11 protein-coding genes, 3 tRNA genes and 1 riboswitch are annotated in these 14,454 nt (G+C 54.8%); of the genes, 4 read left to right on the top strand and 10 right to left on the bottom strand.

Annotation, left to right across the window (positions count from 1 at the left end):
* Positions 1 to 119: 119 nt before the first annotated feature.
* Genes P6M73_RS06505 through recD2 form a run of 3 tightly spaced genes read right to left on the bottom strand, consistent with a single transcriptional unit; the run spans position 120 to position 3,993 of the window.
* Positions 120 to 821, bottom strand: a complete 702-nt coding sequence (locus P6M73_RS06505; RefSeq protein WP_277855302.1) for a ComF family protein — start codon at positions 819 to 821, stop codon at positions 120 to 122.
* Positions 794 to 1,774, bottom strand: a complete 981-nt coding sequence (locus tag P6M73_RS06500; protein ID WP_277855301.1) for a hypothetical protein — start codon at positions 1,772 to 1,774, stop codon at positions 794 to 796. Before P6M73_RS06500 ends, P6M73_RS06505 begins: the two co-directional genes overlap by 28 nt.
* A complete protein-coding gene (gene recD2 / locus P6M73_RS06495; RefSeq protein WP_277855300.1) occupies positions 1,771 to 3,993 on the bottom strand; it encodes an SF1B family DNA helicase RecD2 in 2,223 nt (740 codons plus the stop codon). The genes P6M73_RS06500 and recD2 overlap by 4 nt, the downstream gene beginning before the upstream one ends.
* A gap of 418 nt (positions 3,994 to 4,411) precedes the next feature.
* On the opposite strand from recD2, the gene nagA reads away from it, so the two are divergent.
* Positions 4,412 to 5,545, top strand: a complete 1,134-nt coding sequence (nagA, locus tag P6M73_RS06490) for an N-acetylglucosamine-6-phosphate deacetylase (RefSeq protein ID WP_277855299.1) — start codon at positions 4,412 to 4,414, stop codon at positions 5,543 to 5,545.
* A 293-nt stretch (positions 5,546 to 5,838) separates the two neighbouring features.
* Here nagA and P6M73_RS06485 read toward each other — a convergent pair whose 3' ends face one another.
* The 5 genes from P6M73_RS06485 to P6M73_RS06465 form a co-directional block, all read right to left on the bottom strand.
* Positions 5,839 to 6,738 carry a metallophosphoesterase gene (locus P6M73_RS06485; RefSeq protein ID WP_277855298.1) on the bottom strand — a complete coding sequence of 300 codons (900 nt, stop codon included), beginning with the start codon at positions 6,736 to 6,738 and terminating at the stop codon, positions 5,839 to 5,841.
* A 68-nt stretch (positions 6,739 to 6,806) separates the two neighbouring features.
* Entirely contained in the window at positions 6,807 to 7,988 is a 1,182-nt protein-coding gene (gene metK, locus P6M73_RS06480) for a methionine adenosyltransferase (RefSeq protein WP_277855297.1), read from the bottom strand.
* Between the two features lie 146 nt (positions 7,989 to 8,134).
* Positions 8,135 to 8,231, bottom strand: a riboswitch (SAM riboswitch).
* A 20-nt stretch (positions 8,232 to 8,251) separates the two neighbouring features.
* Positions 8,252 to 8,336 (bottom strand) — tRNA-Tyr (locus tag P6M73_RS06475).
* A 2-nt stretch (positions 8,337 to 8,338) separates the two neighbouring features.
* A tRNA-Thr gene (locus tag P6M73_RS06470) sits at positions 8,339 to 8,410 on the bottom strand.
* A gap of 34 nt (positions 8,411 to 8,444) precedes the next feature.
* Positions 8,445 to 8,529 (bottom strand) — tRNA-Tyr (locus P6M73_RS06465).
* Between the two features lie 387 nt (positions 8,530 to 8,916).
* Between P6M73_RS06465 and P6M73_RS06460 the strand changes: the two genes are divergently transcribed.
* From P6M73_RS06460 to P6M73_RS06450, 3 genes are all read left to right on the top strand, one after another.
* Complete coding sequence (locus P6M73_RS06460; RefSeq protein ID WP_277855296.1) at positions 8,917 to 10,137, top strand: hypothetical protein; 1,221 nt, start codon at positions 8,917 to 8,919, stop codon at positions 10,135 to 10,137.
* 127 nt (positions 10,138 to 10,264) lie between these two features.
* The gene (locus tag P6M73_RS06455; protein WP_277855295.1) at positions 10,265 to 11,434 is read left to right on the top strand and encodes an amidohydrolase; all 1,170 of its coding nucleotides are present in this window, start codon (positions 10,265 to 10,267) and stop codon (positions 11,432 to 11,434) included.
* A gap of 266 nt (positions 11,435 to 11,700) precedes the next feature.
* Complete coding sequence (locus P6M73_RS06450; protein WP_277855294.1) at positions 11,701 to 12,477, top strand: HpcH/HpaI aldolase family protein; 777 nt, start codon at positions 11,701 to 11,703, stop codon at positions 12,475 to 12,477.
* A 188-nt stretch (positions 12,478 to 12,665) separates the two neighbouring features.
* Here P6M73_RS06450 and P6M73_RS06445 read toward each other — a convergent pair whose 3' ends face one another.
* Together P6M73_RS06445 and atpD are read right to left on the bottom strand one after the other, a co-directional pair.
* The gene (locus tag P6M73_RS06445; protein ID WP_277855293.1) at positions 12,666 to 13,055 is read right to left on the bottom strand and encodes a FoF1 ATP synthase subunit delta/epsilon; all 390 of its coding nucleotides are present in this window, start codon (positions 13,053 to 13,055) and stop codon (positions 12,666 to 12,668) included.
* Positions 13,045 to 14,448 (bottom strand): F0F1 ATP synthase subunit beta, encoded by a 1,404-nt coding sequence (gene atpD, locus P6M73_RS06440; RefSeq protein WP_277855292.1) that lies wholly within the window; start codon positions 14,446 to 14,448, stop codon positions 13,045 to 13,047. Before atpD ends, P6M73_RS06445 begins: the two co-directional genes overlap by 11 nt.
* Between the last annotated feature and the right edge of the window lie 6 nt (positions 14,449 to 14,454).

Below are 14,454 nucleotides of genomic sequence, written 5' to 3'. Positions count from 1 at the left end.
GTTCCCGATTCCCTCGCTGACCGCAACTCCAATGGCCATGGTTTCCTGATGCAGCACAATGTCCTGCTGCTTTCGACACCAGCGGAACCCGGCTTCTGAGCCCTCCGTGTCTGACCACTTTACAGGGCCGCCCGCTCCAGCACCAGGAAGTTGACCCGAGCACTGGATTCAGCCAGCAGCTGCGCAGCAGACAAAATTGTCGTGCCGCTGGTCATGATGTCATCAAACAGCAACAGGCGTTTTCCCCGGCATAGACCGTGCCAGTCTTTTATCACCGCAAACCCCTCGTCTGCGGCGATCCGGCGTTCTCTGAGATTCATGCCTTTATGCTCGGCCTGTCCCCGGTTGTCCAGACAGCGCAGAATGGGAATGCCGCTGAGAGATGACACCCGCCGCGCAATTTCAAAGGCGGGGTCGAATCCCCGCTGCCTGACTTTGCGGGGAATCGAGGGAATCGGAACCAGGTAATCCCAAACCGGTCCATCCTTCGAAATCAGGATCGACTTGCCCAGCTCCTGCCACCAGCAGTCGATCAAAGCATTGATTCCATCCAGAGCATCATAGGATAGCGATTGCTTGAATTTGTTGATCAGCTGTCGGGCCGGCCCCTGATAATGAAACATCGCCCAGCCGCTGAGTTCCTCGATCTCATAGGCACCCCAAAATTCCAGCTGGCTCATGCAGACGGAACAGATCCCCTGGCTTTCACAGCCGCAGACCGGACAGCTGATCCGCTCAAAGAATAAATTCTTTATGTGCTCAGTTACTTCATTCCAGCGGCCGGCCCTGGGCTTTACAGAAACAACTGGTCGCTTTCCCATATGATCCTGTTGTAATTCTGAGTCAGTTCCTTGGTCCGTTCCATATCGAAGGTGTGATGATGAGATACCAGGATTACTTCGCCGTTGAGGTCATCGCATAATCCGCTGCGCAGGCAGAGGAAAACGAACTGCCGATATTCGAAGCGGGGGGCATCGCTGTGGATCACAAGAAACTCAAAATTACCCGGCAGGTCCCGGTAATCCTCGATTTGGGTCGTGAACAGAATTTTTCCGGTTTCCGGCCTCGTCACCATTTCTCTGAGTCGGTGAGGGTCAACTCCATCGATAAAGTGAATGGACGAACTGTATACCGGATTGACGCGGCAAAGATACCGGGTCATGGAGGCAGCCGTTTCTTCATCGGGTACTACAATCACAACGGTCCTGCGGTCCTGCTGGAAGAATTGGATATACTCATAGACCGAGCTTGGGATTTCGGTTTTGATTTCCCCTTTCAGATCGATAAATCGCGGCTCCGTCACAAAGCTGCGGTCCCGTTTCAACGGCAGCTCGAGATTCATCACCTGACGGAACACCGGTTCCATCGAATAGGCCATGATGTGATCCGTTCGATAATACACATGATTGAGCAGCTCCTGCATCTCACTTTTGCGGTGAGTCGGGAATGTATTGACATCGTCATACACAATCAGATCATACCGGTCCCGGGACTGGAACGCCTGATCAAAGTCCAGCACAATCGTCAGGCAGTCGGGATTCTCCTCATGACAGAATTCAATGCCCCTTTCCCCCAGATACGCTTCGACGGACTCCGTTTCTGGCGCCGGTCCGGTGATATAGAGGACACGGGACTTCCCCAAAACATTATCCAGCAGGCCGGCCAGCGGTTCAAAGCCCCGGTAGGGGACCGTGACCACATTGATGGCCTTGACCGTCGAGCGATGATACCAGTTGATCAATTCACCGGTCAGCAGTTCCAAATCAACGATCATTCCTGATATTCTCCTTTGCGCACGGCGACGGACTTTCGAATACGGAAGCCCAGGGAAGTATAGCGTTCCAAGGACCGGTCATTGGCAATCATAAAGCGCAGGGCTCGCTGGTCTCCGACCAGCACCACCATTTTCCGGGCCCGGGTAACCGCCGTATAGATGAGATTGCGGTTGAGCAGCATGGGCGGACCCATGAACAGCGGGATCAGCACCACCGGGAACTCCGATCCCTGACTTTTATGAATGGTAATGGCATAGGCCAGTTCCAGATCATCCAGCTCCGATGGCGTGTAATCCACATAGCGCTCGTCATCATACAGCACCGTAACGATCTGGTCTTCTTCCTCAATTCTTACCACAAAGCCAACGTCCCCGTTAAATACCCCCGTCTCTTCCTGGTGCGTGCCCGGGGTCAGCTCCGGTGTCAGCCTGGATTTCAGCTGATAATTGTTCCGGTTTTGCATCACCTTGTCTCCGGTTCGGAACGAGGTGAATTTATAGTCCTCGCGGGACGGATTCAGCATTTCCTTCAGGAGCTCGTTGAGTCGGGTGACCCCCAGATCGCCTTTGCGCATCGGCGACAGGATCTGAAAATCCCGGACTTTGTCCCAGGCTGCATTGTAGCGGGGCAGTCTGGCATTCACCAGATCGATCATGGTTTGCACCGTAGAGGCGCCGTCCTTCGTGCTCATAAAGAAGAAATCGCTTCCCTTGGAGTTGAGAACAGGCTGATCCCCCTGATTGATGCGATGGGCATTGATTGTGATCATGGATTCCTGCCCCTGACGGTAGATTACTTCCAGCGCGACCACCTTGACCGCTCCGCCGCCGATCAGATCCGACAACACTCGGCCGGGACCGACGCTGGGCAGCTGATCAGCATCTCCGACCATAATAAGCCGGGTTCCCGGTTTCAGGGCTGCCATCAGCTTGTTCATAAGCAGCACATCAATCATGGAGGCTTCATCGATGATGACGCAGTCACAATCCAGTTCCCCGTCGCCTTCGACTTCCTCCCCATCCTCGGTTACACCAAGATCCAGCAGCCGGTGAATGGTTTTCGCTTCCTCTCCGGTGGTTTCGGTCATCCGCTTGGCGGCCCGGCCCGTCGGAGCTGCCATCCGGACAGACAATCCGGCTTCCTTGAGCATGGCCAGAATGCACTTGATGATCGTAGTTTTTCCCGTGCCCGGACCCCCGGTGATAATCTCAACCCCATGGTCCAGGATCCCGCGGATGGCCTCCTTTTGCAGCTCATGCAGCGCCATGCCCTGGGCGGCCTCATAGTCCTCGATGAAACGACCGGCATCCAGCGCCAGCTTGCGATAGGGATAGTCCGCCATGGCAAACAGGCGTGAGGCGATGTTGATCTCAGCATGCCAGTAGGCCGGCACAAAGACACATTGGACCCCATCCACTTCTTCTACCATCATTCCATCCTGCAAAACCAGGCTGCGCAGATTATCCAGCACCAGTTCAAGTGCCACTTCCAGGGTCTGGGCGGTTTCCGTCAGCAGCTTCTCCACCGGCATGCAGGTATTGCCCAGCCCGGAAAAGGAATTGACAATAAACTTGAGCCCGCTCTGGATTCGGAACGGAGAATCTTTTTCAATGCCCAGATTCGAAGCAATCCGGTCCGCGGTACGAAAACCAATGGAGGAAACCTCCTCGCACAGAATATAAGGATTCTCCCGTACGACGGTGATCGAATTCTGCCCGAACCGGTTGTATATTTTCATGCACTGATTTGGCGTAACGCCGTAACTCTGGAGAAACACCATGATGTTACGAACTTCACGGCTTTTATCGTAGCTTTTGCGAATGAGTTCCAGTTTCTTCACACCGATGCCTTCTACTTCAATCAGCCGATCCATGTCATGATCCATGATTTCAAACACTTCGGAACCGAACCGCTGGACCAGACGACGGGCTGTCACCGGACCAATGCCGCTGATGATGCCCGAAGACAGATATTTTTCCATGCCTTCCCTTGATTCGGGAAGGATCTCTTCACTGACGTTCACTTTCAGCTGGCTGCCGAACGACGGATGCTCCACCATTTCTCCGGACAGCGAAAGCAGCTGGCCTTCAAAGATCCAGGGAATGGTTCCGGTAAAGGTCAGGATTCCCTCATCTGTCTTCAGCCGGCCTACCACATAGCCCGACTCATCATTATGAAAGATGATGTCCTTGACGGTTCCTCTAAATTCCATGGTCATGTACCCTGCCTTCCATACGTTCTGTATTTATTATACCCTATCTCTGATCCAACCTTGGGACTTTCCTCGGCACATTAGGACTTTCCTCGACTTAACGAGACTTCCCTGGGCACAGGGACTTTCCTCGACTTGACGAGACTTCCCTCGGCACAGGGACTTTCCTCGGCTTGACGAGACTTTCCTCGAGTCAATACGACGTTCCTCGGCTTTCCGGGACTTTCGTCGACACATTTCAGTTTGATTATGGCCCTGCTGGGCTCTTTCATACATCGATCGCCAAGATTCACGATTTATTCAGTGCTTTGTCCCAAAATGAGCCACATCCCTTTGCTATAATAGGGACACTCTGAGCTGCGGTGTCGAATGAGAGACCAATGTACAGCCTCCCGGTGCCGTCAGCCTGAAAGGAGCCAATCCTATGATATTAAAAGATTATCTTCTGATCTACCCCGACCGGATTGAAAAAGGCACCCTGCGCCTGGAACAAGGAATCATCAAACGAATTAATCCCGACCAGATCCGACCCGATGAAACGGTCCGGGATGGCGAATCCACCCTGTATGTTTCCCCCGGCTTCATCGATCTCCACGTCCATGGGTCGGGCGGAGCCGATGTAATGGATGGAGATCTCCAATCGCTGCGGACCATCAGCCGGACATTATGCCAGTTCGGTACTACCTCATTTCTCGCCGCCACCATGACTCAGGCACCGACGAATATCCGTCAGGCTGTGCGTACCATCAAGGAACACTCTCTGGCGCTGGACGGAGCCAGAATCCTGGGAATCCACCTGGAAGGACCCTTCATCAACCCGGAGGCTGCCGGAGCCCAGTCTGAGGAACATGCCCTCCCCCCTTCGGTTGAAGCCTTCCGGAACTTGACCGGAGAGGACGCGGATTTTATTCGCTTGGTGACACTGGCACCGGAACTGACCGGATCCATTCCACTGATCCGGTATCTCGCCAGCCAGGATATTACCGTATCCATCGGCCATACCAGGGCAACTTATGAAGAGGCTCTGGCGGGGATTGAAGCCGGAATCAGCCATGCGACCCATCTGTTCAATGCCATGCCGCCCTTCCACCACCGACAGCCAGGTGCTGTCGGAGCTGTCTTTGATACGCCCGTCAGTTTCGAGATCATCCCGGATGGAATCCATGTGGCGAATCCGGTGCTGCGCACCGCGTTCAAGGTCAAAGGCGTGGAGCATTCCATTCTGGTTACCGATGCCATGATGGCCTGCGGCATGCCCGAGGGCGAGTATCGGCTTGGCGGTCAGATCGTTACGGTCAGAGACGGCGCCGCCCGTCTGAGCGACGGAACCCTGGCCGGATCAATTCTGACCATGGACCAGGCGGTACGTCACGTCCTGAGTCAGACCGACCTGACGCTGTATGAGGTGATCCGGATGGCAACCTGGAATCCGGCTCAGCGCTGCGGGGCATCCCGGAATAAGGGGCGGATCGCCGACGGGTATGATGCAGATCTGGTCATTTTCGATGAAGAGATCCGGATCCAGGAAGTCTACATCCGCGGCCGGAAAGTCTGCTGATTTATCCCGTCACCGGTCATTCAACCGCAGATCCATATCACCAGGAACTGCCATTTTGCGAGGAAGGGAGCGAGGTTGTTCATCGCTCCCTTCCCTATGCCTTGATGTATCACGCTGTGCCGTGTTTCACGTCTCATGCTTAACGGGTCTCACGCTGTGTCAGGCACTAAATTACACTCCATGTCACGAGCTTAATCACACGCTGTATCATGTGCTGTATCGTCCGTTCTGCCTTGCTTAATTACTCACGCTGTGCCTGCCGTTACTTATCCATTCTATCTCCGGCGGTGCGTTTATCTGGCTGCGATCCGTTTCATCCGGGGATGTGCTTGTGTGCCTCGCCGCAGAACGAGCAGCGCAATTTCCGGCTGGTTATTCACCCGCGGGATCGGCCAGATCTGACCCAGCCCGGAGGTTACATGTAGACAGGCGGCGCCGTGAGCAAAAAGCCCCTGATCCAGCTCCGGGAAGAAGGATCGTTCCGGAGCCAGCAGCCCCTTGCTTCCGATTCGAATCACTCCGCCATGGGTATGGCCGGACAGCATCAGATCAAAGCCATAGCGGGCAATGGAGCGAAAATAATTCGGCCGATGGACCAGCGCCACATTGAAACAGTCCGGGACCGGCGCCGGCAGATGGTCCGCGGGATCAAACCGGGCTTCGTTGAAGCCCAGCCCCTGGTAATGCTCCTGCCGGTCGGGCAGGCCGGAGAAGATCAGAGGCAGTCCCGGCACCTGCCAGCTCTGGCCGTCAAGCAGCCGGACATTGTATTGTGTCAGTGAGTCAAACAGGGTGGCACGATTGAGCGATTCAATGCCCGTAAGAGTCCGCCGGCCATTTTCATGGTTGCCGGAGACCATCAGCTTCACCAGCTTCTGATCCAGGCCGGAAACCAGGTTCCTCAGGGCTTCCCCGTCGTCAGAAGAGCCGTGGACCATGTCCCCGGTCATGCAGACCACATCCGGCTCCAGCGCCATGATCCGCCGCACCAGCGACTGGTTCTCCCGGCCGAAGCGAGCCCCGTGAAGATCGGATATGTGCACCATCCGATAGTGGTCGAGTTCCTTCGGCAGGTCCGGATAGAACAGCTGGGTTGCTTTCATCTTGATTGTTCTGGACTGGCCGGCCTGGATCATTACCAGGGACAGCAGACCGGCAGTCCCCCATAGTATTGTTTTAAATCGCCTGGTCATCCTTTCTCCTTTCTCTGAAAAAGACGAGCCGGCTCCAGGGGCCGGCATCGACTGATTCTCCCAGTCTGCTAAGCCATCAGCTTTTTGATCTGGTCAACTTTATTCAGTTCTTCCCATGGCAGATCCAGCTCCGGCCGGCCAAAATGACCGTAGGCAGCGATCTGGCGGTACAATGGGCGTCTCAGATCCAGATTCTGGATGATGGCACCGGGCCGCAGGTCGAACACCTGGCGGATGATCTCAATGATGCGTTCTTCCGAGAGCTTTCCGGTTCCGAAGGTATCCACCTCGATGGAGACCGGTTCAGCAACGCCGATGGCATAGGCCAGCTCAATTTCCAGCTTGTCAGCCACGCCGGCGGCAACCAGGTTCTTGGCAACCCAGCGGGCGGCATAGGCACCGGAACGGTCAACCTTGGTTGGATCCTTGCCGGAGAAAGCGCCGCCGCCGTGACGGCCGTATCCGCCGTAGGTGTCGACGATGATCTTACGTCCCGTCAGTCCGGAATCAGCTCCCGGTCCGCCAAGAACGAAGCGTCCGGTCGGATTGATCAGGAAGCGGGTGTTCTCGTCCATCAGATGAGCGTCAACCACCGGCTCAATGACATATTTCTTAATGTCCCGGGTGATCTGTTCCCAGCCGATTTCCGGTGCGTGCTGAGCGGAAATCACAATGGTGTCCACCCGGACCGGCTTTTCATTTTCGTACTCCACGGTGACCTGAGTCTTGCCATCAGGCCGCAGGTAAGGCAGGGTTCCGTCCTTGCGGACATCTGCCAGCTTCATGGCCAGCTTATGGGACAGATACACCGGCATCGGCATCAGGCTGTCCGTTTCGTTGGTTGCAAAACCAAACATCATGCCCTGATCTCCGGCTCCAAACTTTTCTTCCTGACTTTTCTGAGAAGCACCGCGCTTTTCCAGAGCATCATCGACACCCATTGCGATGTCCGGGCTCTGCTCGTTAATTGAGGTCAGAACGGCACAGGTATCAGCATCAAAACCATATTTGGCGCGGACGTAACCGATCTCCGACACCGTCTGGCGGACAATTTTAGGAATATCGACATAACAGCTGGTCGTGATTTCTCCCATGACCAGGACCATGCCGGTCGTGGCACAGGTTTCGCAGGCGACACGGGCATTGGGATCCTGAGCCAGGATGGCATCGAGCACCGCATCAGAGATCTGATCGCAGACTTTATCGGGATGTCCTTCCGTCACGGATTCCGAGGTAAACAGTTTCTTCATTTAATTCCTCCATCACATTTGATTTTTGCAGTTTGCTGAAATAACAACAGTCGGGTTCAGTGGCGCGGATCGGTGTTGTCAGGCCGATGAACGCATAAAAAAATTACCTCTTGCAACAAAACAAGAGGTAATTCAGTGGAATACTTCTCTCATCTTGCGCCATAGCGCAGGAATTGGCACCGTACATACTGCCGGTTGCCGGGTTTCACAGGGCCTTATTCCCTCCACCTCTCTGGATAAGAGTCAATATTTAATTATCGGATTGGTGGAGGAGAGTGGATTTGAACCACTGAAGTCTGTGACAACAGATTTACAGTCTGCCCCCTTTGGCCACTCGGGAACTCCTCCGGAGCTGGTGGTCAGAATCGAACTGACAACCTGCTGATTACAAATCAGCTGCTCTGCCTTTGAGCCACACCAGCATAGAACCGGCTTAGCCGGTTAGTGTCAGTTTCATGGTGGAGGAGAGTGGATTTGAACCACTGAAGTCTGTGACAACAGATTTACAGTCTGCCCCCTTTGGCCACTCGGGAACTCCTCCATAAGTAAACTGACAAAGACTATTATATACGGTAACCGGTCGATCTTACAAGCCTTTTTTTACGTTAATTTTCAAAACCCGGAAAAAATCTGCAAAAAACCCGATTTCAACCCAGCCAATCCCATTACTTCGCTTCAGGGAGCGATGTGGTGACCTCATTGTATCACATACCGGCGGGTAAGCCGGCTAAAAATAGTGATTTCCAGCATGAAAAACATATTTATTCATATTCAGATACTGACGTTCGTTTACTTAATCGATTATTTTGACGATCAGTTCGTTTTCATATCATTGCAGGCAAATCATTGATAATCCATCAGTTGACTCATTCACTTTTTATCCATATGATAGACATATTTATACAATCTTTCTTCAGGAGGTATCGTTATGTTTTTCTCATCCATCGTCTCTTCCCTCTTCGCCGATCCTGTACTCAAGCCAATCATCGCACTCAGTTTTGTTCTGATTGTGTACACCATCGGTGACATCATTTCGGTGAAAACCAAAAGTATCGTTTCCATGATGTTTACCTGTTCCGTCCTGTTCCTCATCGGATTCTGGTCCGGAGTACCCGTGGATCTGTTTGCCAGTTCCCAGCTCTTTGCCATCGGCGCTCTTTTGATCACCATGCTCCTGACCCATATGGGGACCATGCTGAATTTTCAGCAGCTGGTGCAGCAGTGGCGCACCGTCCTCATTGCGCTGGCCGCCATCGTTGGAATTGTCGTGCTGCTTCTGACCGTTGGCAGCCTGGTGATGGATCGAAACGCCGCCCTGATCGCAGCGCCGCCCATTGCCGGCGGAGTAATTGCCGGAATTCAGATGGCTGAGGCTGCCGCTAAAATCGGCAATGATTCCTATGTGGTTCTGGCAACTTTATTAGTTGTGGTTCAGGGTTTCATCGGCTATCCGGTGGCTTCCTTCTGTCTGAGAAAAGAGGCTGCCGCCATTCTGAAAAGAAAGGGCGCTCTGAGCAGCCCCGAAGCTGTTGCTGCTCCCACTCCCGCAGCTGAAAAGCCCGCCTTCCTGGCCAAATTCAAATCCGATAACATCCTGCTGGCAAAGACCGCAATCATTGCTCTCCTGGCCACTGTGATCTCTTACGCTGCCCAGAAAGCAGCCGGCTTCAATGTTCTGGATAAAAACATTCTGGCCCTGCTGTTCGGTGTAGTGGCTGCTGAAACCGGATTCCTGGAGCGCGGCGTTCTCTCCAAGGCCAATTCCTTTGGACTGGCCATGGCTGCCTTGATGGCCGTCATTTTCAACAATCTGTCCAAGGCTACCCCGGAAATTGTCATCAACTTGCTGCCCGTTATCGTAAAAGCCCTGGCGATCGGTGCCATCGGCATCGTGATCTTCTCCTTCCTGGCCGCCAAACTGCTGAAAGTTTCTCCCTATATCGGCATTGCCATCGGAGCCTCCGCTCTGTTCGGATTCCCCGGAACCTATATCATCTCCCATGAAGTTTCCAATACTGCGAGTGATGATCCGCTAGAGCAGAAGCTGGTTTTGGACCAGATCCTTCCCAGAATGCTGGTTGCCGGCTTCATCACCGTTTCCATCGCGTCAGTCGTTCTGGCGGGCTTGCTCAGTCCGATGGTCCGCTGATGGACCTTCGCCCATCCGGCGTTTCGATCCCGCTGCCAAAAACCATTTCGCTGCGCAGACCATTTCGCTGGGTGAGCCATCCCGCTGCGCAAATCCTTCCTGATCCCTCTCAATGAAAGGAGACAACATGAATATCAAAGAATTAGCCAAAAAATATGAACAATATATTGTCGATTCCCGACGTCACTTCCACATGAACCCCGAGCTTTCGGAACAGGAATTTGAAACGACAGAGTACATCGCCAAAGAGCTGGATCGCCTGGGCATCCCCTACATCCGCCCCACGGCCACCGGCTTGATCGGAACCATTCAGGGCGCTGCTCCGGGTCCCTGTGTTGGTCTGCGCGCCGACATCGACGCCCTGAACGTCACGGAAAAGAATGAGGTGCCCTACCGTTCCCAGGTCGAAGGAAAAATGCATGCCTGCGGGCATGATGCGCATGCGGCCATGCTGCTGGGCGCTGCGTCAATCCTGTCCGAACTGAAGGGCCAGTTCAACGGCAGCGTCAAGCTGATTTTCCAGCCCGCCGAGGAAGTCGGCCGGGGAGCTTCCCAGCTCATGGCCGCCGGCGACTGGTATCAGGAAGTGGATAACTTCTTCGGGGCTCATATCTGGTCGGTCATGCCGTCCGGTCAGGTCTCTGTCGAAGCCGGCGGCCGCATGGCAGCTGCCGACTGGTGGGAGGTCACCGTCAAGGGCAAGTCAGGCCATGGCTCCATGCCGCAGCAGGGGGTGGATGCCGCCCTCATCGCCTCGGCCATCGTCATGAACCTGCAGCCTCTGGTCAGCCGGGAAACCAGTCCGTTGGAATCCCTGGTCATCACCGTCGGAACCATTGAAGCTGGCAAGCGCTTTAACATCATTGCCGGCGACGCCAAGCTCTCCGGAACCAACCGCTACTTCTCCAAAGCTATTGCTGGCTCCATCGAAGGCGATATGAAACGAATCATCGAAAATACCGCCGCCATGTACCGCGGCGAAGCCACCCTGGATTACAAGTTCGTCACCCCGCCGCTGATCAATGACCCGGCCTCCTCTGATCTTGCCCGGGCCGCCGCGCTCAAGATCTTCGAGCCGCAGCAGATTGTACTGGAACCGGCAACCACCGGCGGCGAAGACTTCGCCTACTACATTCAGAACAAGCCGGGCTGTTTCGCCTTCATCGGCTGCGCCAATCCGGACAAGGGGACCCACATCGCCCATCACCATGAATGCTTCAACATTGATGAAGACGTTCTGGCCAACGGCGCTGCCCTGTATGCCCAGTACGCAGTGGACTTCCTGAACCAGAACTAATTCTTACCTTCAACCAAGGGGAGGTCCCTGGCAGCAGTCAGGGGCCTCCCCTTCTGATACTCCAGACAAATATTACTGAGAGTGGGAATTGAAATCTCCTGAGATTCCTCTTTCAATGAGCGGGAAGTCCGGCAGCAATCCGGCAGAAATTCCAGCCAGGCCAACAGCAGCCGGGTAAACAGAAACCGGGTCCCAGCAGCACACCAGCAGCAAGCTCCTGTGGTAGAATGAAGCCAGAGCAAACAATCGGCAAGCGAGGTAACAACATGCAGAATGAATTGAAGCGAGCCCTGGAGGCGGGGCATACCACTTATGGCACCTTCCTGGAAATCGGCCATATGAACAGCGTGGAGGCCATGGAAGGAACGGGTCTGGACTATGTCATTCTGGACGCGGAGCACAGTGCCATGGGCGCTGAAACCATCCTGGATTTAATCCGGGCATCGGAGATCGCCCGACTGACTCCCCTGGTCCGCATCGCGCAGATCAGCCACCGTGAAATTCAGCGCATCCTGGATTCCGGCGCACAGGGACTGGTTGTGCCGGGCATCAAAACTCTGGAAGAGCTCAGGCTGCTGGTAGACTTTGCCAAGTTCCCGCCCATCGGAGAACGCAGCTTCTGCCCCACCCGGGTCTCCCGCTGGGGGGCTCAGGAGTGGGCCAACGGCACTCTCGACGAGTACATGAGCCACTGTAACCAGGAAGTTCTGGTACTACCCCAGTGCGAAACCAGGGAGCTCCTGGAAGTCATCGAAGACGCCAGTGCCCTGGCCGGAATAGACGGGTTCTTTATCGGCCCCTACGATCTGTCCATCTCCATGGGCATTCCCGGTCAGTTTGACCATCCGGATTTTAAAGCCGCACTGCGCCGGATCTGCCAGGCTGTCCTGGCGAACGGAAAACTCCTGATGGTGTTCACCGGTGATCCCGCAAACGTCAAGGACATGACCGATTTGGGCATTCGGGGAATTACCCTGGGAATGGATACCGCCGTTCTGCATCAGGGTTATCGCAGACTGGTCCGAACCGCCAGGCAGAAATAACAAACCTCCCGGCTGACCCAAAGCAATAAAATCAAACGAAAAATCCGCAAATAATAATTTAACGAAAAAATCCCGAAACAAAAAAGGACCAGACGGTCCTTTTTGTTTCGGGATTTTTATGTGATTTTTTCATTCGGGGTTCATTGAGGCAGTCCCTGCTCAACGCCCGGCTGCCTTCCTCCCGGAAGCTATTCCGGCAGCAGCGCAGTTTTCAGCTGAGCGGTCAGTCGGATCTTTTCTTCCTTCAGGTGAGTGGGCGCACCGGGGCTGGTCAGCTCCCGTTCAACCGTTGCCAGCTGGGCACGAATTCCCGTTGCATCCAGAGCCTCTTTCCACTCGGCCTGATCCGTAATGAAAATGACTTCATTGTTCAGGACACGCAGAATACCGTCTCCGGTATAGAGGATCTTCTTCTGCCGGTCAGACAGCGTCAGAACGGTCGGGGACGGAATCGTCATCGCAATCAGCGGGGCATGGTGACTCAGGATGACGAACTGCCCGGTCGGGCTTTCCGCCTGAATGGAAAGAATCTCTTCGTCCCACAGGGTCTGTTCCATCGTGACAATTTTAAGATGCATCTCCGGTCATCTCCCTGGCTTTTTCCAGCACATCCTCGATGGTTCCGCAGAACAGGAAGGCGCCTTCCGGGATGTGGTCATGTTTGCCTTCCAGAATTTCCTGAATGCCGCGAATGGTTTCCCGGACCGGGACAAACCGGCCGGGCATACCGGTAAACTGTTCGGCTACCCGGAACGGCTGGGAGAAGAAGCGCTGAATCCGCCGGGCCCGGGCTACCAGAGCCCGATCCTCGTCTGACAGTTCCTCTACGCCGAGAATGGCGATAATATCCTGCAGTTCCTTGTACTTTTCCAGAACCTGAATGACCCGGCGGGCAACATCATAGTGCGTCTGCCCGACGATCTTCGGATCCAGGATCCGGGAATTGGACGCCAGGGGATCCACCGCCGGGTAGATACCCAGCTCCACGATTTTCCGATCGAGAACCGTGGTCGAGTCCAGATGGCTGAAGGTCGTTGCCGGAGCGGGATCCGTCAGGTCATCGGCGGGCACATAGACAGCCTGAACCGAAGTAATGGAGCCGCGGCGGGTTGAGGTGATCCGTTCCTGGAGCGCACCCATTTCCGTAGCGAGGGTCGGCTGGTAGCCTACCGCGGACGGAATCCGGCCCAGCAGCGCGGATACTTCCGAACCAGCCTGCGAGAACCGGAAGATATTGTCGATGAACAGCAGCACATCCTGTCCCTGATCGCGGAAATGCTCCGCCATGGTCAGACCCGTCAGAGCCACGCGCATGCGCGCTCCCGGAGGTTCATTCATCTGACCAAAGACCAGGGCTGTATTCTTGATAACCCCTGACTCCTGCATTTCCCGGTAAAGGTCATTGCCTTCACGGGAACGCTCGCCGACTCCGGTGAACACGGAGAGTCCGCCTGATTCCTTGGCGATATTGTTAATCAGTTCCTGAATCAGGACGGTTTTGCCGACCCCGGCACCACCGAACAGACCGACTTTACCGCCCTTCATATAGGGTGCCAGCAGGTCGATGACCTTGATTCCGGTCTCAAACATGGCCGGTTCAACCGACTGTTCCTCGAAGCTCGGAGGCTTGCGGTGGATCGGCAGGTACTTGTCGGCATAGACGGCGGGACCGCCATCAATGCTCTGGCCCAGTACATTGAAGAGCCGGCCCAGGGTCTGCTGGCCGACGGGCACCGTGATGGGCGCGCCGATATCCAACACTTCCATGCCGCGCTTCAGGCCTTCGGTGGGTTCCATGGAAATGGCCCGCACGATGTCGCCGCCTATGTGCTGCTCTACTTCGGCATAGAGCAGCCGATCGCCCAACTTGATCTCCAGGGCATTGAAGATCTGGGGCATGTTTTTCGAATTGAACTGGATATCCAGAACAGGTCCGATGATCTGTACGATCTTTCCTGCATTCTCTGCCATATTTCC

Source organism: Anaerococcoides asporogena (genome assembly GCF_029590275.1).
Taxonomy (GTDB): Bacteria; Bacillota; Clostridia; order Clostridiales; family Clostridiaceae; genus JG1575.
The sequence above is the reverse complement of the archived record's forward strand: the minus strand, read 5'-3'. Positions and strand labels throughout refer to the sequence as shown.